Annotated in this window: 15 protein-coding genes; 10 read left to right on the forward strand and 5 right to left on the reverse strand. The window is 53.7% G+C overall.

The annotated features are described in order from the left end of the window. Positions 1-21: 21 nt before the first annotated feature. Positions 22-927, reverse strand: a complete 906-nt coding sequence (locus ACNQ6O_RS10280; protein WP_418053122.1) for a response regulator — start codon at positions 925-927, stop codon at positions 22-24. Beyond that, the gene (locus ACNQ6O_RS10285) at positions 914-4,297 is read right to left on the reverse strand and encodes an ATP-binding protein (protein ID WP_418053123.1); all 3,384 of its coding nucleotides are present in this window, start codon (positions 4,295-4,297) and stop codon (positions 914-916) included. Before ACNQ6O_RS10285 ends, ACNQ6O_RS10280 begins: the two co-directional genes overlap by 14 nt. A 380-nt stretch (positions 4,298-4,677) precedes the next feature. Between ACNQ6O_RS10285 and urtA the strand changes: the two genes are divergently transcribed. The 10 genes from urtA (at position 4,678) to ACNQ6O_RS10335 (ending at position 14,653) form a co-directional block, all read left to right on the forward strand. Beyond that, entirely contained in the window at positions 4,678-5,856 is a 1,179-nt protein-coding gene (urtA, locus tag ACNQ6O_RS10290; RefSeq protein WP_418053379.1) for an urea ABC transporter substrate-binding protein, read from the forward strand. 84 nt (positions 5,857-5,940) lie between these two features. Then, entirely contained in the window at positions 5,941-6,867 is a 927-nt protein-coding gene (urtB, locus tag ACNQ6O_RS10295) for an urea ABC transporter permease subunit UrtB (RefSeq protein WP_418053124.1), read from the forward strand. A 9-nt stretch (positions 6,868-6,876) separates the two neighbouring features. Beyond that, complete coding sequence (urtC, locus tag ACNQ6O_RS10300; protein ID WP_418053125.1) at positions 6,877-8,064, forward strand: urea ABC transporter permease subunit UrtC; 1,188 nt, start codon at positions 6,877-6,879, stop codon at positions 8,062-8,064. Next, positions 8,064-8,822, forward strand: a complete 759-nt coding sequence (urtD, locus tag ACNQ6O_RS10305) for an urea ABC transporter ATP-binding protein UrtD (RefSeq protein WP_418053126.1) — start codon at positions 8,064-8,066, stop codon at positions 8,820-8,822. Before urtC ends, urtD begins: the two co-directional genes overlap by 1 nt. A 2-nt stretch (positions 8,823-8,824) precedes the next feature. Next, positions 8,825-9,514 (forward strand): urea ABC transporter ATP-binding subunit UrtE, encoded by a 690-nt coding sequence (gene urtE, locus ACNQ6O_RS10310; protein WP_418053127.1) that lies wholly within the window; start codon positions 8,825-8,827, stop codon positions 9,512-9,514. A gap of 157 nt (positions 9,515-9,671) precedes the next feature. Further along, positions 9,672-10,718 carry an aliphatic amidase gene (locus ACNQ6O_RS10315; protein ID WP_418053128.1) on the forward strand — a complete coding sequence of 349 codons (1,047 nt, stop codon included), beginning with the start codon at positions 9,672-9,674 and terminating at the stop codon, positions 10,716-10,718. Positions 10,719-10,733: 15 nt separating this feature from the next. After that, positions 10,734-11,777 (forward strand): AAA family ATPase, encoded by a 1,044-nt coding sequence (locus ACNQ6O_RS10320; RefSeq protein WP_418053129.1) that lies wholly within the window; start codon positions 10,734-10,736, stop codon positions 11,775-11,777. Between the two features lie 136 nt (positions 11,778-11,913). After that, complete coding sequence (gene fmdA, locus ACNQ6O_RS10325) at positions 11,914-13,146, forward strand: formamidase (protein ID WP_418053130.1); 1,233 nt, start codon at positions 11,914-11,916, stop codon at positions 13,144-13,146. Between the two features lie 6 nt (positions 13,147-13,152). Further along, a complete protein-coding gene (locus ACNQ6O_RS10330; protein WP_418053131.1) occupies positions 13,153-13,506 on the forward strand; it encodes a zinc ribbon domain-containing protein in 354 nt (117 codons plus the stop codon). A gap of 202 nt (positions 13,507-13,708) precedes the next feature. Continuing rightward, a complete protein-coding gene (locus ACNQ6O_RS10335) occupies positions 13,709-14,653 on the forward strand; it encodes a formylglycine-generating enzyme family protein (protein ID WP_418053132.1) in 945 nt (314 codons plus the stop codon). Here the strand turns inward: ACNQ6O_RS10335 and ACNQ6O_RS10340 are convergent. The 3 genes from ACNQ6O_RS10340 to ACNQ6O_RS10350 all read right to left on the reverse strand — a co-directional run. Then, on the reverse strand, positions 14,650-17,160 hold the full coding sequence (locus ACNQ6O_RS10340; protein ID WP_418053133.1) for a LysM peptidoglycan-binding domain-containing protein: 2,511 nt from the start codon (positions 17,158-17,160) through the stop codon (positions 14,650-14,652). The two genes, ACNQ6O_RS10335 and ACNQ6O_RS10340, sit on opposite strands and share 4 nt — an antisense overlap. Further along, on the reverse strand, positions 17,144-18,013 hold the full coding sequence (locus ACNQ6O_RS10345; RefSeq protein WP_418053134.1) for a DUF4123 domain-containing protein: 870 nt from the start codon (positions 18,011-18,013) through the stop codon (positions 17,144-17,146). Before ACNQ6O_RS10345 ends, ACNQ6O_RS10340 begins: the two co-directional genes overlap by 17 nt. Beyond that, a partial coding sequence (locus ACNQ6O_RS10350; protein ID WP_418053135.1) for a bacteriophage T4 gp5 trimerisation domain-containing protein occupies positions 17,982-18,588 on the reverse strand: 607 nt, incomplete at its 5' end. The genes ACNQ6O_RS10345 and ACNQ6O_RS10350, both read right to left, overlap by 32 nt.

The raw sequence follows: 18,588 nt of genomic DNA on the forward strand, positions 1-18,588 counted from the left end.
TATAAGAATGCAGAATTACAGTTACTGTGAGGCGAGCAAGCGAATAGCGCTGGCTGCAGCAGAGGTTCGGTTTTCGACACCTAGCTTCCGGAATACTTGCTCCAGATGCTTGTTCACGGTACGTGGGCTCATTTCCAGAATTTGCGCTATCTCCCGGTTAGTCTTGCCATTGGCTATCCACAACAGCACGTCGGACTCTCTCTGTGTCAGCAGGAAGCGTTCTCTCAAGGCTGCGGTGGCGCTGGATTGGTTCTGCGGTGTTTTCAAGCGAAGCAGGTACTCCCGGCCATCCACCAATGCCAGGTATTCGACCGAATGCTGGACATCCAAAGCATGTAACGGCATCTGATGCCCGGCTTCCAGATTGTGACTGAGCCATTCTGCGAGCTTGGTACGGATCGCCGGAAAGTCCGGGTGGCCAATATCTGGCAGACACCGACAGACATGGGGAGTACCCCAAAGCAAATTACCTTCCTGATCCACTGCAAACAGGTTCTGGCCAGCCGTATCCAGCGCAGTCCGCGCGCTTCGTGTCATCCGGGCGTTGGCCAAATGCACTTCCATGCGCGCCAGTAGTTCAGTAGTGTTGATGGGTTTGGTTGCGTAGTCGACTCCCCCGGCTTTCAGGCCCATCACCACATGCTCGGTATCACTCAGGCCGGTCATAAAAATGATTGGAATATCGGTAAAGGCCGGATTTTCCTTCAATCGCCTGCAAGTTTCGAAGCCATCCATCTGCGGCATGAGTGCATCCATAAGCACAACATCCGGAGTGATGTTCTGACTGATGGTCAGGGCCTGGTTGCCTTCCAGCGCCACCAGCACGGTCATACCCGCTTCCTCGAGCGCATCGCTGATCATTCGGATGGAGTCGATCGCGTCATCCACGACCATCACCACGGTTTTCCGGTCATCATGAGGCTTCATGTTCGGTCACCTTAAGAAGTTCTATAATTTTCTCAAACTGGAAATCATTGGTAAGCCGGGTCAGCTCTATTGTAAAGCGCTCGTCAGCCTCACCACTGTGTTTAAGGTCGTGCAAGGATTCCAGAAGACCCTTGCGATGGCCTATTCGAGCCAGGCTCGCGAGTTTTAGTCGGCGCGCTATGTCCGGAAGCGGCAATACCCCGGCTTCAGGTATGGGAAGCGGAGCCAGAGGTTCAGCACTTTTTTCGAACCGCCATTCCAGCCCCAACACGCGAGCGATGGTGTCCAGTAGCAGATTCAGACGTACCGGTTTGATAATGTAGCCATCGTACAGAGGGGTGGACTCCACTGAGTGATGCCCCTCGTTGGCATCAGCGGACACCATGACCACTGGAACCGTATGCTTGTCTGCCCGCAATTGCTCCAGAGCCTGCCAACCTGTTTGGCCAGGCATGGAGACGTCCATAAGCACAAGATCCGGTCGCTCTGCTTCAACAGTAGCCAGCACTTTGAGAGCGTTGCCGATGTCAATAATCTCGAAGCCCAGCGGCGATAACATGGCGCGGATCACCTGGCGATGTGAAGAGTCATCGTCGACCAGCAGGACTTTACGCCTGACGCCTTGATAGCCATAAATCCGGCGAGCTGGCGCGGAGGTGGAGCGTGGAATAGAACTGTGAACACTGGACAGCATAAGGCTGACTTTGAACGTGCTGCCATGGCCAAGCTTGCTATCCACGCTGATATCACCCCCCATGATGTCTGTGAGCAAGCGAGTAATCGTCAGCCCAAGACCGGTGCCAATGCGACTCTCCCCGGGGAGACGAATGCGTTCGAAGGGCCGAAAAATACGTTCCAGGTTTTCCTCTGCAATTCCCTCACCCGAATCCCGAACCGTAAACTCCGCTACCTGACTGCGGTAGCGCAATGTCAGAGAAACGCTTCCGCGATCCGTGTACTTGATGGCGTTGGAGAGCAGGTTGATCAGGATCTGGCGCAGGCGCTTTTCATCCGTCGTCACCACCTCCGGCAGTGGGTACGGGCAATGGTAGTCAAAGGCCAAGCCTTTCTCCTCAGCCTGCAACCGGAACATGGTCACCAGTTGTTCCATGAGTAACCCGATGCGCACCTGATCCCGATGAAGATCGAGCCGTCCGGCCTCGATCTTGGAAATGTCCAGCAGCCCCTCAATCAGATCGGCCAGATATTCGCCGCTATGACGGATCACGCCTACGGCCTCTTTGCGGTGAGCGGGAATTGCCTCATCGTTTTCCATGAGTTGGGCATAGCCCAGAATCGAATTGAGCGGTGACCGGAGTTCGTGGCTGATTCCCGTCAGGTAGCGACTTTTTGCCCCATTAGCGGCTTCAGCCTGCTCTTTGGCCTGTTGCAAAGCCTGATCAGTCCGTTCGTGCGCAACGATTTCTTCCATTAACAGGCGGGTTTGCCGCCTGGATTCTTCCTCAGCCACTACCCGGCTGTCATGGGCCAGCACAAACAGCCAGCAGATCACACCGGTGACGATCAAAAGAATAAAAAAGACTTTCCACAAGGTCGCAGACAACAGCAGGGCCTCGGGTGTCGAGGCGACGGGTGTCTTGACGTGGATCAGTGACAGCAACAGGCCAGATAAACCGTTAATCACGAACAGGAGCGTCAAAAAATGGCCCAGCCGCGAGCGCAGATGATTCAAGATCGGTTTGGGGAGCAGCTTGCCCATAAATTGCTGAAGCTGTTCCTGATAACTCGCTCCTGGCTTGCAGGCATCTCCGCAGCGTGCATCAAGAGAACAACACAATGAACAGATGGTGCCGGCATAAGCTGGACAACTGGTAACATCTTCCGGTTCGAATGCATGCTCACAAATGGTGCACTGCACCAACTGGTGATCTGTAGCTAGGGGCACGAAGGGTCGCGCAGTATAGAATCGCCCCCCTGTCTTCCAAGCGATGAGCGGCGCGGTTATAAGGGCTACGCCTAGAGCAATAAAGTGAGACAGAGCTTGGGGGTAACCACCAAGAACACCGGTATGGCAGATGATCCCAACGACGGATGCGGTGAACATAGCCCCAACACCGACAGGGTTGATGTCGTATAGGTGAGCCCGCTTGAACTCGATATATCTGGGGCTCAGGCCGAGCGGCTTGTTGATCACAAGGTCGGCCACCAATGCGCCGACCCAGGCGATGGCAATGATGCCGTAGAAACCCAACGTTTCCTCGAGTGCCCTGTATACGCCCAATTCCATGACCAGCAACGCAATTGCCACGTTGAAGAACAGCCAAACCACACGCCCCGGGTGGCTGTGGGTGAGGCGGGAGAAGAAGTTTGACCAGGCAATAGAGCCGGCGTATGCGTTCGTCACATTGATTTTTAATTGGCATAAAATCACGAAAATTCCCGCCATGGCCAAGGCAACTTCCGGGGAATCCGTGACGTAATTAAACGCCACCAGGTACATCTGGGTTGGGTCAGCCGCCTCTGTTGCGGAAACGCCGTGATTTAGTGCCAATACCACCAAAAATGAACCGGCCAGGATTTTGATCATCCCGATGACAATCCAGCCTGGCCCACCGGCCATGACAGCCAACCACCAGCGCCGTTTCTCCTTGGGATTTTTCGGTTCTGGAATAAAGCGAAGAAAATCCACCTGTTCACCAACCTGTGCGATCAACGAAAAGACAACCGCAGCGGCCGCACCGAACGAGATTATATTAAGCCCTTGTCCGGCGACCGTATTCAGCCCCTCAAACCGGGTCCAGTCGCTGACCGAGGAGGCGTCTGCATAGATGATGAATACGAACGGCGTCAGTTGTAACAGGATCCATGCAGGCTGGGTCCAGACCTGAAAGCGGCTGATCGTGGTAATGCCGTGTATGACCAGGGGAATAATGACCACAGCGCAGATCAGATAGCCGAACACCAAGGGAATATCGAACAGCATTTCCAGAGCCATGGCCATGATGGCGGCTTCAATGGCGAAAAATATGAACGTGAAACTGGCGTATATAAGCGATGTGATTGTTGATCCGATATAGCCAAACCCGGCGCCCCGCGTGAGCAGGTCAATATCGACCCCGTAGCGGGCAGCGTAATAGCTGATCGGGATGACAGTCAGAAAGATCACGAGACTGACCGCAAGAATCGCAGCCACCGCATTATCAAAGCCGTAGTACAAGGTGATGGAGCCGCCAATGGCTTCCATGGCCAGGAATGAAATTGCGCCCAGAGCGGTATTGGAGACCCGTACTGCAGACCAGCGCCGGGCACTCTTGGCGGTAAAGCGCAGAGCGTAGTCCTCAAGGGTCTGATTGGCTACCCATTGGTTGTATCGGCGCCTAACCCGGAAAATATTTTGTCTTGCGGCCATTGGTACCTTGCCCGGTTTTGGTGCAGTTCTGTGGTTCGGTGTGCCGGAATTGAAAGTCACTTCAAGTTCCGTGCCATAGCCTGCTGCACCGAAAAAAGCAGTCACATTTGATTTGAGCACCTGCGTTTTAGCCTGTGTTGTCCGGCACCGGAATGCGTCAAATGACGTAGTTCGCTGGGGCGATTGCCGAATGGGCGCCTATAAAGGGGCCAAGCACAATGTTTGGGGTGGGCGCTGTGCTTCCGAAAGGATGCTCAGCACCGGCTTTTCAAACACTGTGAGGATTCACCATGGGTACGACAGAGACAACCGCCATCGAGCGGTCAGATGGGAAGGGGTCAGGGTTTCGAAAGAGCCTGATGACACTGGCGGCGTCCGTCATGCTGGCTACGTCTGTACAAGCGGCAACACCAAGCACCGCTGAGGTCAACACCACAGGGCTAGCGGTTACCGATGATACGGTCACGGTCGGCATACTGCACTCGATTACCGGCACAATGGCCATCAGCGAGATCGGTTCAGTGCAGGCGGAAAAGCTCGCCATTGACCAAATTAACGCCTCCGGCGGTGTACTCGGTCGCCAGATTAAATTTGTTCAGGAAGACGGGGCCAGTGACTGGCCTACTTTTGCAGAAAAAACCCGTAAGCTGCTACGTCAGGACAATGTAGCGGCTATTTTCGGTGCCTGGACTTCAGCATCCCGCAAAGCCATTCTGCCAGTGATTGAGCAGTTCAATGGCATGCTGTACTACCCCACTTTCTACGAGGGCCTGGAACAGTCCCCCAACGTTGTCTACACCGGACAGGAAGCTACCCAGCAGATTCTTGCGAGCATCGACTGGGCGGTTGAAACCAAAGGTGCCAAGACATTCTATCTGTTGGGTTCGGATTATATCTGGCCACGCACCTCCAACAAGATTGCCCGCAAGCACATCGACAAACTGGGGCTAAAAGTTGTGGGTGAAGAGTATTACCCACTGGGCCACACCCAGTTCAACTCGGTTATCAACAAGATCAAGCTCAAGAAGCCGGACGTTATCTTTGCGTCTGTCGTGGGCGGTTCCAACGTAGCTTTCTACAAGCAAATGAAAGCCGCTGGTGTGGATTTCACCGATGAGAAGCCTCTGCTACTAACCATCTCTGTGACCGAGGACGAAATCCGCGGCATCGGTGGTGAGAACGTGGAAGGCATCTACGCCTCCATGAAGTACTTCCAGAGTCTGGACAATCCCAACAACAAAGACTTCGTTGCGGCTTTCAAGGAAGCCTACGGCGATGACATGGTTATCGGTGATGTTACCCAGGCAGCTTACCTCGGCCCATGGTTGTGGAAAGCAGCAGTTGAAAAGGCCGGTTCCTTCGATATCGACAAAATCCGCGAAGAGTTCGCTGGCATTGAATTCGACAAAGCACCAGAAGGCTATGTGCGTATCCACGAAAACCATCACCTATGGTCCAAGACCCGCATCGGTCAGGCCCAGCTTGATGGTCAGTACAAAGTGGTTCACGAGACTGAAGAGCTGATGGAGCCAGACCCGTTCCCTGAAGGTTACCAGTAAGTTTGGATAGCCGGCGCCCTGAGGCGCCGGCATCTATTGCCTCTAAAACGATAAGCATATTGGTTTGATCGGGGAGTAAGCGTCATGTTCGATGGCTACACCAGCAGTGAATTGATGTCGATATTTGCCATGCAGGGGTTTGCCGGGCTCTCCCTGTTTTCAGTGTTCGTGCTGATGGCTCTGGGCCTTGCGATCATTTTTGGACAGATGGGGGTGATCAATATGGCCCACGGGGAGTTCATGATCCTCGGTGCCTACACAACCTATCTGACATCCGGATTTTTCCAATCCTACATGCCAGGACTTTTCGGCGGGTACTTCTTCATCGCCATGGTTCTGGCCTTCCTGATTTGTGCCGCATTGGGAGCACTCGTTGAGTGGCTCATGATAAGGCATCTCTACAACCGACCACTCGACACCCTGCTCGCCACATGGGGCCTGAGCCTGATAATGCAGCAGGCGTACCGTTCCATCTTTGGAGCCCGGGAAGTGGGCGTCGATCTGCCCGAGTGGATGATGGGCGCTATTCAGGTGACTGACATGGTCGACCTGCCAATTAACGGACTGTTCGTCATGGTCATTGCACTGTCGGTTGCTGTGGGTGTGTACCTGCTTATGTATCGCTCTGGCTATGGCAAGAAGGTTCGCGCCGTGGTCCAGAATCGCCCGATGGCAGAATCCGTAGGAATCAACAGTGCGGGCATAGACCGGGCCACCTTCGCTCTTGGCTGTGGCATTGCCGGTATTGCCGGTGCCGCATTCACCATGATCGGGTCAACCGGCCCTTCATCAGGCCAGGCTTACATCGTCGATACCTTCCTTGTTGTGGTGTTTGGCGGCGCCCAAAGCCTGATCGGAACCATCATATCGGCCTTCGGCATCTCACAGGCCCAGTCCACCATGGAATTCTTCCTCAGTGGTTCCATGGCCAAGGTACTGACCCTGCTGGTTGTGATCGGAATTCTGATGATACGTCCGGAAGGACTCATGGCCTTGAAGGTCCGTCGCTAGGAGATTGTCATGAAGCATTCATCCCTTATGAAGTGGTTTGTTTCCCGAGAGGGGCTGTATTACCTCGCACTGGCTTTCCTGCTGGTGGTTATCCTGCCGCTGGCTCTGGATCCGTTCCGGCTGAATATGGTGGGCAAATACCTCACCTACGCGTTCGTCGCGATTGGCTTGGTCATGTGCTGGGGTAAAGCTGGCATCCTCAGTCTTGGCCAGGGTGTGTTCTTTGGCCTGGGCGGATACTGCATGGCCATGTTCCTGAAGCTGGAGGCCTCCACACCGGAGGCCACCGCTATTCAGTCCACGCCCGGTATTCCGGACTTTATGGACTGGAACCAGCTCACCGAGCTGCCCTGGTTTTGGGAGCCGTTCCACAGTTTCTCATTCACTTTGTTGGCGGTTATTGGTGTGCCGACTCTGCTGGCGTTCGTCATCGGCATTGCCATGTTCACCCGGCGGGTGGGCGGCGTTTATTTCGCCATCATCACTCAGGCCATTGCGGCGGTGCTGACCATCCTGATTATCGGGCAACAGGGCTATACCGGCGGCGTGAATGGCATTACCGACTTGCAGACTTTGATGGGCTGGGACATCCGTACCGATGAGGCTAGGAATATTCTGTATTTCGTCTGCGTCGGCATGCTCTTTCTTTGCCTGTTCGCAGCGCGCCTTGTTCAGAACCGGAAGCTGGGCCGTATCCTCGTCGCCATGAACGCACAGGAAATGCGGGTGCGTTTCTCCGGCTATGACGTGGCGGCCTTCAAAATCTTTGTTTTCTGTCTGGCGGCGGCCTTCGCTGGCATCGGTGGCGCGTTGTTCACGCTTTTGGTGGGCTTCATGTCCCCATCGTTCATCGGCATCGTTGCCTCCATCGAGATGGTCATTTTCTGCGCCCTTGGCGGCCGCCTGTCCATCCTTGGTGCTGTCTACGGCGCCCTGCTGGTCAACGCCGCTAAGAGTGGTTTCTCCGAATCCTTCCCAGAGCTTTGGCCTTTTGCCATGGGCGCCCTGTTCATCGGTGTGGTGCTGGCTTTCCCGAACGGCCTGGCGGGGCTCTACAAGAGCTACGTTATGCCCTTGGAAAATAAGGTCTTCAAGCGCAGCAAGAGTGAAACCGCACCTGTGGTGGCCAAGCCGGCGGCTGAACAAGCCGAGGGTTTTAGTCCAATGGCAGGCAACTACAGTCCGGAGAAATCGTGATGAGTACAAACAAGAGCAACAGTGGGGATTTTCTGCTGGCGGTTGAGGGCCTAACCGTCTCCTTCGATGGCTTCAAGGCAGTCGACGACTTGTCCTTCTATCTCGACCCCAAGGAAATCAGGGTCATCATTGGCCCCAACGGCGCGGGCAAGACGACGGTGCTGGATCTGATCTGCGGCAAAACCAAGGCGACATCCGGTTCCATCAAGTTTGCGGGCAAGGAGCTGACCAAACTCAAAGAGCACCAGATTGTCCATTCAGGCGTGGGCCGGAAATTCCAGACCCCGTCTGTCTTCGAGGACCTGACGGTGTTTGAGAACCTTGAGGTGTCTTATCCCGAAGGCCACAGCGTTATGGGTGCGCTGGCGTTTAAGCGGGATGCGGGGGTTATTGAGGCGGTGGAAGATGTGGCAAAAACCATCTTCCTCACCGAAGCGCTGCACGAGCCTGCCGCCCTGCTCAGCCACGGCCAGAAACAGTGGCTGGAGATCGGCATGCTACTGATTCAAAAACCGGATCTGTTGATGCTGGACGAACCCGTCGCCGGCATGTCTGTGGCAGAAAGGAAGAAGACGGCGGAACTGCTCCGGGTGATTACCCAGAACCATACGGTTCTGGTGATTGAGCATGACATGCAGTTTGTCGGCGACATCGCCGACCGGGTCACCGTCATGCATCAGGGCAAGGTTCTCTCGGAAGGGTCCATCGATCATGTGAAGTCGGATCCTAAAGTCATCGAAGTCTATCTGGGGCATTGATCATGCTGAGCATCAAACACCACTTGGTGGCTTACGGCCAAAGTACCATCATCCGGGACCTGAATCTGGATGTGAAAAAAAACGAAATTGTGGCTGTGGTTGGTCGCAATGGTATGGGTAAAACCACGCTGATGAAGTCCCTTATTGGCATGACTCCGACCAAAGGTGGCGAAGTCAGCCTGGATGGCACGGATCTAACCCGACTTAAAAGTTATCAGCGAGTACGCGCCGGTCTCGGTTTTGTCCCCCAAGGGCGGATGATCTTCCCGACCCTTACGGTGAGAGAAAATATTGAAACCGGCCTCGCCGCGGTGGGCGAGAAGAAGGTGCCAGAAGATCTGTACGAGATGTTCCCGGTGCTCAAGGAAATGCAAAACCGACGGGGCGGCAACCTGTCTGGCGGCCAGCAGCAACAGCTGGCCATTGCCCGCGCACTGGCCACTCGGCCCAAGGTATTGCTGCTTGATGAACCTACTGAAGGCATTCAGCCCAACATCATCAAGGAAATCGCCCAGACCCTGCGGCGCATCCGGGATGAGCGTGGCTTGTCTATTGTGGTGTCGGAACAGGTGCTGAGTTTTGTGATGGATGCGGCGGATCGGATTCTGGTGATCGAGAAGGGCGCCATCGTCCACGAAGAGAGCCGGGGCGAGGCGGATCAGGAGAAGATTGCCAGTTATCTGGCCGTTTAGTTTGATGCATGCCGCTGCGGCGGGGCATTTCTTCCGAAACACACCGTAAATACATCCATGTAGTCTCGGATGCGGCATCCCTGGCGCATCCGGTTTCGGAAGAAATGCCCCACCCCACCGGCCAAAATTCTGAGTAAGATTTTCGGGAGAGTAACTTATGAGACACGGTGATATTTCCAGCAGTAACGATACCGTCGGCGTGGCGGTAGTGAATTACAAGATGCCCCGGTTACACACCAAAGCCGAGGTGTTAGACAACGCCCGCAATATTGCGGAAATGATCAAGGGTATGAAACTTGGTTTGCCGGGGATGGATCTGGTGGTGTTCCCGGAATACAGCACCATGGGCATCATGTACGACAACGACGAGATGATGGAAACCGCTGCCACGATTCCCGGTGACGAAACGGCCATTTTCTCCGCCGCCTGCCGTGAGGCGAATACCTGGGGCATTTTCTCTTTGACCGGCGAGCGTCACGAGGACCACCCGAATAAGGCGCCTTACAACACTCTGATTCTCATCAATAACGAAGGTGAGATTGTTCAGAAATACCGCAAGTGTGTGCCTTGGTGTCCGATTGAGGGCTGGTATCCGGGTGATACCACCTACGTCAGCGAAGGTCCGAAGGGTATGAAGATCAGCCTGATCATCTGTGATGACGGCAACTACCCGGAAATCTGGCGGGATTGCGCCATGAAGGGTGCCGAGCTGATCGTCCGTTGCCAGGGCTACATGTATCCGGCCAAGGAGCAGCAGGTGCTGATGTCCAAGAGCATGGCTTGGGCGAACAACTGCTACGTGGCGGTAGCAAACGCATCCGGCTTTGACGGGGTTTACTCCTACTTTGGCCACTCCGCAATCATCGGCTTCGACGGTCGCACGCTGGGTGAGTGTGGTGAGGAAGACATGGGTATTCAGTATGCCCAGCTTTCGATCAGCCAGATTCGCGATGCTCGTGCCAATGACCAGTCCCAGAACCATCTGTTCAAACTCTTGCACCGGGGCTACACGGGTGTGCATAACTCCGGCGACGGCGACAAGGGCGTGGCAGACTGTCCGTTCGAGTTCTATCGCACCTGGGTAATGGATGCTCAGAAAGCTCAGGAAAATGTTGAGGCAATGACCAGGAAGACCGTCGGCACCGCTGAGTGCCCGGTGGGTTCCTTGCCGTTCGACGGCAAAGAAAAGTCTGCAGGAGCTTAAAGCCGGGAGGCGCTGATGCCGTTTATTAATGAGCGGCTGGAAGCCAATCGGGAATCCATTGAAAAGAACCGGGCCGCTTCAGGCCCGGTTCGTGTTTCCCGGTTTCGCTTTGAGCCAAATGTTGTTATGTCCCGCCTGCAGGAGAACATTGTGGGACAGGATGAAGCCCTGACTGCGATGGAATCCATGCTGGTGCGGGTGAAGGCCGATATCGGTGAGGAAAATCGACCGCTGGCGGTTCACCTGTTTCTTGGCCCCACCGGGGTTGGTAAAACCGAAACCGTACGCCTCATTGCCGAAGCCATTCATGGCAACCGGGATGGGCTGTGTCGTATCGATATGAACACCCTGGCCCAGGAACACTACGCGGCTGCACTTACCGGTGCACCGCCAGGCTACGTGGGTAGTAAAGAAGGCCACAGCCTGTTTGATCTAGACAAGGTTCAGGGCTCGTTCAGCAAGCCAGGCATAGTGCTTTTCGATGAAATCGAGAAAGCCAGCAAAGAGGTGGTCCGCACCCTGCTAAACGTACTGGACACCGGCCGGTTGATACTCCCCTCCGGCAATCGGGAGATCGATTTTCGCAACACCCTGATTTTCATGACCAGCAACGCCGGCGCACTGGATGCCGAGGCGCATCAACAACGTTATCAAACGGGCTGGCGCCGTTGGTTCGGATTATCACCCGATCAGGGAGAGTCCCTACGTGATACCGCCCTGCGTCGTCATTTCGATCCGGAGTTTCTGAACCGGATTGATCAGATTCTTACGTTCAACAGTCTTACGGATAACTGGCTGGAAGCTTTGCTGGACATCGAATTGGCGGGTCTTAATCGGCGGCTGAGCAAAAAACACGCCGAGTTGTCTCTGTCGACGGAGCTTCGGACCGAACTGTCCCGCGGCTACGATGCCCGTTACGGCGCCCGGGAGATGTTGCGAGCTTTTCGCCAGCGTCTGGAACCGGCGGTAGCCAGAGCCCTGCTGGCGCATCCTGACTGCAAACGATTTGAAGCCAACGTACAGAACAGGACCGTTACTGTGCACCAATACGTCGAATGACGTAGGCGCTGGGGGCATTTCGCGAATACCACCACAGGCAGCGATCGCCGATAGTGAATTACGTCAGCGCAGAAGCCATCAGGCACTGCGTATCACCGGTTTGAACCCTGAAGTCAAGAAACTAGGAGCGCCCGTTATGGCCGAAACCCTTATCAAGATCGACAGAAGCAAATCCGCTTACGAGAATGAGCAAATTCATAACCGTTGGCACCCGGACATTCCCATGGCGGCGACGGTCAAGCCAGGGGACGATTTCGTTCTGGAATGCTACGACTGGACTGGTGGGCAGATCAAAAACAATGACTGCGCTGACGATATCCGGGACGTGGATCTGACTCAGGTGCATTTCCTGTCTGGACCTGTTGCCGTCGAAGGCGCTGAGCCGGGTGACCTGTTAGAAGTGGACATTTTGGACATTGGTGCGTTTCAGGACAGCCAATGGGGTTTCAACGGTTTCTTCGCCAAGAAAAATGGTGGCGGCTTCCTGACGGAGCATTTCCCTGAGGCCCAGAAATCCATCTGGGATTTCAACGGCATGTTCACCAAATCCCGCCACATCCCGAATGTGGAATTCGCCGGCATGATCCACCCCGGCTTGATCGGTTGCCTGCCGTCTAAAGAAATGTTGATGGAATGGAACCGTCGAGAGAAAGAACTCTACGACACCGAGCCGAATCGCGTACCCGGGCTGGCCAACATGCCGTTCGCCGATACTGCGCACCTGGGCAAACTTGCCGGTGACGCCGCCAAGGAAGCCGCAGCCGAAGCCGCCCGTACCGTGCCGCCCCGTGAGCACGGTGGTAACTGTGATATCAAAGATCTGTCACGGGGCTCCAAGGCCTACTTCCCGGTGTATGTGAAGGGTGCCGGCCTGTCGGTAGGCGATCTGCACTTCAGTCAGGGCGACGGTGAAATCACTTTCTGCGGCGCGATTGAAATGGCCGGCTGGATTCACCTGCGGGTTAATCTGATCAAAGATGGCATGTCCAAGTACGGCATCAAGAACCCGGTGTTTAAGCCTAGTACCATCAAGCCCCGCTACGAAGACTATGTCATCTTTGAAGGTATTTCGGTGGATGAGGAAGGCCAGCAGCATTACCTGGATGTGCAGGTGGCCTATCGCCAGGCCTGCCTGAATGCCATCGAATACCTGACCAAATTTGGCTATACACCAGCCCAAGGCTATGCACTGCTCGGCTGCGCACCGGTGGAAGGCCATATCAGTGGCGTGGTGGACGTACCCAATGCTTGCGCAACTTTGTGGCTGCCAACGGAAATCTTCGACTTCGACATCAACCCCACGGCTGAAGGTCCGAAGAAGATGGTTACCCCGGGCACCGACGTACCCCTGTCACCAGACAAGGAGTAATAAACCATGCCGCTGTATGACTACAAGTGCCGGGAGCACGGTTTATTCCAGGAACTGGGCACCATGGCCGAAGCCGGACATCCGGCAAACTGTCCTGAGTGCATGGCGCTGTCGCCACGGGTGATTGTGTTGCCTCCGGAGATACTGGCCATGGATCCAGCTCGGCGCAAGGCTCAGGCTCGCAATGAGAAAGCCAGACATGAGCCGATCATCTCTACCGCCGACCAGCGTGCACGGGATGCAGAACACCGGAAAAGTTGCGGTTGCAAGAAGAAGTCAGACGGCAAACACATGCTGTTTTATACCGCTGACGGGAAAAAGATGTTCCCTTCCATGCGCCCCTGGATGATCAGCCACTGATTGAACGTGTCTAATCGGCCACTTAGTTAGCCCCTTCGGGGGCTTTTTTGCCACAGACACCACTCGGAACGAGCTTCGATCATTCATTAAATTTATGATGGCCAACCTAGCACCAAGATGGGCATTCCTTCATAGAGCCCTTTCGTGCATTTCTGTAAAATCACCTAACAGCTGATCATAAGACGGAAAGGACACCGTACCCATGACGAAACACCGGCTTATTGCCTACACCCTTCGCGCCCTACTCACTTGCATCACCGCGCTATCAGGCTGCACATCGGTGACTAGCGAGACTCTTAGCGAATCCGAGATAAATGAGATTCAGGCCCGAGTTCAGGAGCACCACCCAGACTTGTCCTGGTCGCAGAAAGAAGCAGTTACAGACTTAGTGGTCCGCGCTCTGGATAACATGGTTTTTGTTGAGGGTGGAAGTTTTATGATGGGTGAGTTTGGCTGGCCCTGTGAGCCCGGCTCCGAGCAACTCTGCAACATTGATATTTGGCCCCATAACGACCACCTCCACAAAGTGACTCTGAACGACTATTACCTCTCGAAATACGAAACAAATCTTGGTGATTTTGACTTGTACCGAGAAATCATGGGCCGTGAACCTTATGCGCCCGAACTGCGTGCTCGCGAAGACCGTAAGCATTTGTTTGAGCCAAACCTGCCCGCTTGGACCAAAACTTGGCAAGAGGCCAAAGACTATTGTTTATGGATAGGAGAGTTAGCTGATCGAAATATTGATCTGCCGACTGAGGCGCAATGGGAATTCGCTGCCAGAAATAGGGGCGAGAAAGTTCGCGTTGCTACCAATAATGGCGAGTGGCTTCCAGGAGAGAACACCCCCCCTAACGATGGCATGCGTCGCCTCTACCCGGTGGACAGCTTTCCTCCCAACCCATTGGGCATGCACCATATGACATCTAACAGCGCCGAGTGGGTCAATGACTGGTACTCAGAGACTTACTATCAGGAAAGCCCTGAGAACAATCCAACAGGGCCCGAAACAGGGGAAGCCAAGGTGGTTCGATCTGGAGGTTTCCGCACCGGGGCCTCTAGCAAGACCACCATCCTCAGAGATAGTCGCCCTCCAGTTGAAAAATTTTACTACGAAGCCCAAGGTTTCAGGTGTGGGCAGCGTTAGGCCATATATCGATCCTGACTTTCCTGGAACATCGCAATGCGTGTAACCAAACGCTCGGACTTTTGTTGTATCGGTATTGGGACCCAAGCTAAGTTCAATGATCTCTTTGTGGGTTTTACGGCTAAATCAGTCATTATCCAGCGGTGAAATTGCGAAAGCTGGCTGTCCGACAGTCCGTCATCCAATATTGCCGAGAGCTTTCTTAAGCTATTCATCGGATTAACCTTTTTACCGTCCTCTGACATGTGCTCAAGAGTTTCAAAAAACTTACGCCAAGTTGAAATTTGTGAAACGAGGACCAGTAACGCTTTTTCCTGCCCCTCTTCCCAACTGTCGATAAATGTATCGCAAAGTGTCGACATCATCATACCTAACGTCTCTGGCGGCAGCTGATGATAGGGCAAACCATTAAACTCAAGGTCTTCTAAAGCTTTCTTGCTTTTTGCTTCTTTTAGAATCTGAGAAGCTAGCTGTTCAGCGGCAGATTTTCTGTCGGCCCGTGCTCTCCAAATTCGTGAGAAATCGTCTACAGGACTAATCAATAAATTGGTTATAGTTTTTGTTGGGTCGGAAAGAGCCAAAAATAACGCTTGCGTCCACTGTGTAAACAGTGTCGTTTGGATATTGGATAAGAAGTGGTAGTCCGCTTCCGCCAGAACTTCGAAAACTGTCTTGGCAAGATTCCAAACCTTATCCGCCCCTATTTCTGACCCAAAAGAGCCACTGGCACCTGGACCAAAAACCAGACGCCCTTTGCAAACAAGAACTATTTTGTTTTGTTCTACTTTGAGCTGAAAATCAAACCCCGCCCCAGCGCCAACCGCTAGAGTTCCACCCGCTGATATCTTGAATAGGTCCTGCCAATCAGCATTGTTTTTATACTGATCACTGGGGTGAACCCAGCTAAACTGCCCACCCACTGTTCCACCAGCCTCGGCTCCTGCGAACGCGTTACCGGTGACAGCAAGGCCAGCACTAGGGCTCGCTTCTACTTTTTTCTCGTCAGAGAGCAGAAACGATGCTGCGCCCGTAGAAAGCCTGGCGTTGGCTTCACCGCTGGCTCTCCCACCAGCGAAACAGCTCAAGGTAATCTCTCCCTTAAACCTAAAAGCCCCGAAGGCCATATCCGTCAGCTCACCGTTTCGGTTTTTATAGGTGAATCGGCAATCCCAGCCAGATTCGTGCGGGACAAATACCTCGGCTAGCTTTACCTCTGCCTCCATCAGCGCCATCGACGCGCTTGCTTTAGTCCCAATATCAATTTCTCCGGCACTTAGATCAAAGGCATTCACACCTGCGCTTGCCTGCATTGCAAAGCGCATGAGATGAGCTTCAGCGCTTACTTGGAAGTTGTTTTCGACAGGGCTTTCATCATCACCGCCGGATGACCACGTTAGTTTTGAGTGCTCTTCGCCAAGTAAATAGTGCTGGTCACTGGTTCGTGCAAAGGCGACCTCAATGTTACCGACAAGACTTTTTGAGGCATCAGCGGAAATGCCTTCTAGAACCTGTCCAGCTAGAACAGACCCAGTCTCAGATTTGTTTTTCAGGACATTGGCTATGGCGCGGGTTTTCTTAACGTACCGAACCGAAGCATAAGTCGTCACCAGCCTTTGGTACGCCTCTCGCCGAATGTAATGCCAGCGCCCGGGGCGACTCACGATCATGATTTCAATTACACCGGTTTCCTTGCGTGTGCTTCGGTTTGCTCCAAACCCGTACTCAGTGGTGTTTCCATGAGTACCTAAAAAATCCGATGATTTTAATCCGTTGCCCTTCACGCCACTGGAGGCACTACCTTTCTCAAGTTGACTGACTAACGTGCGCCGCTCTTCTCGCAACATGGCCAAGCGCTTCTCTTTGGCCGCGGTTTCAACGTCTTCCCTCTTCTGCGCATCATCGCTTACATAGGACATCAAATAGTCAGAATCGTAATCGTTGTACCACCTAATTTGTTCATCAATCGCCGCAATTTGTGAGCTGATCTGTGAAGCTTTGTTTACCCTAGCGTCTTCGCGTTCATCGGGAGATGGCGCGATCACGCCCATTTTCTCAGTTTTTTGCATCCATCGACGCTTGGGGCTCGGCTCACCGGATTTCGGATCATGGTGCGCGTTTTGAGCTTCTTTAAACTCTGCCATGAGCTCGTCAACGAGTTCGACTTCTTGTAAAAGTTCTCTAGCCGCACTCTCTGGCAAGGCTACGCACCATTCGTCATCACTTGCTCCTGTAACGTGAATGATTTCCGTGTACTCCTCTGAGCACTCCGTGCAGCTGGCTTGGCCTTTGGATTTATTGTTGGTGGAACGAGGTGATCGCAAGGTTTTAGAGCCATTTACCTTTTCTGAACTCTCATTCGCAGGGATTTTTAGCTCCCAGCCAATCTGAATGTGATCCTTGTTGGTGATCTGCGGATTGATAGCCTGCAGTTCTGCAATAGATGTTTGATGCTGAACAGCAATGGCAGAGAGAGTGTCTCCGCGTTGGACTCTATAGGTTGTTTGCATAAACACTCTCCATCAAGCTTTCCATAGTAACTAGGCGATCCGGAGCGGGGAGTTCCCCATTGGAAAATGCAGTGTGGGCGGGCTCGGTAAGATAGAAACCTTCCCCATATTGAATAGCCATTCTCAACCAGCGCTCCATGAGCTCTGCATGGGCAAAGCCGACATTCTTAGCAGTATGCAGAATGTCAAAAACCCAACATTCGGGTGCTTCTGTCTCGGGCAGAGCGTCGGCGTAGTAGGCGGCATACCCGCAAGCTTCAGCAGCCAGCCAGTATAGCTCTGAAGCCTTGAGCTCCAGTGGCGAAACCAGTACCGGATCGGGATCTATCTCAAATTTATTGACGTATTTTTTAGGAACGGCTTGCCGCCAGCCATGGGTATCATGCCAGCACCAGGAAGAGCCAACAGATATCAGTTTCTGACCCCTTTGATCCGCGAGAATACAGAGTAGAGGGCCGAACATTCTGGGTTCATAAAATCGCAGGAGTTGCTCGGACCCGGGGCTGGATTCAGTTAACCAGTGAGATAGGTGCTGACGTAGCTCATCCACAGCGGTATCCGATTTGAACAAGATGCCTTGCGGTGAGGATTCAAGTTGGGAACTTAGCTCTGCGCGAAAGCTCACAGCATTCCTGAGGTCCACAAGGATTGGCCCATTGTCCCAATCAGATTGCCAGCTGGTGCCTTCGAAGAGGCTCCACCACTCGAGTGGCTCCTCCATCATTCCTGCATAGATCAATTCAAGCATCTTGTCTGAGCTTGCGAGATCCAACACAGCGAAATCATAGTCGTAGGGTATAGCTGTCCGTGGGGCTACTGATTCAAGTGTGTTGATGTAGTGCGCAGCGTCCATGTTCATCAAACTCGCAAGCAGTTACAGTTAATGCCCCTTCCTGGGCAGCTTGTTTCAATAGCGGTGCTTTACCGACATTCGCAGAAGCTAATGACCAGCTCGACTCTTCAAGTGCGTTTGCACGTTGAGAGGTTTCAGCTAAATAGTCAGCTCCATTGCTTGGCTGCTCTTGATCACCAAGTCTCGGCGGTTTAAGGGGTTCCTGTTCCGCTGTTGCACTACCGCTCCCCGGCCCACCCCCAGAATTCATCCTCACCAGCGGCCCCGAAACCGTCACCCCACTCGGATCCACCTTCACAAAACTGCCACCGGCTTTCAGCGTTACCTCCGCACCCGCTTCAATCACAATCTTCATGCCGGCTTTGTGATGAATCTCAGTACCGGCTTCTACCAGTTGGTTTTTACCCTGTTTATTGTGATGGCTGCCGTTTACCGTCAGGCTGTAGTCGGCACCGATACTTTCCCGATGCTCGCCATCGGTCGTGTGGTGGCTATTGCCCTGCGTGTGGCTGAAGCGGTTGTTCGCTACGGTCAGGTGGCTGTCGTTCTTGATGACTTCGGTGCGGTTGTTTTCC

The sequence above is a fragment of the Marinobacter sp. SBS5 genome (assembly GCF_048285575.1).
Classification (GTDB): domain Bacteria; phylum Pseudomonadota; class Gammaproteobacteria; order Pseudomonadales; family Oleiphilaceae; genus Marinobacter.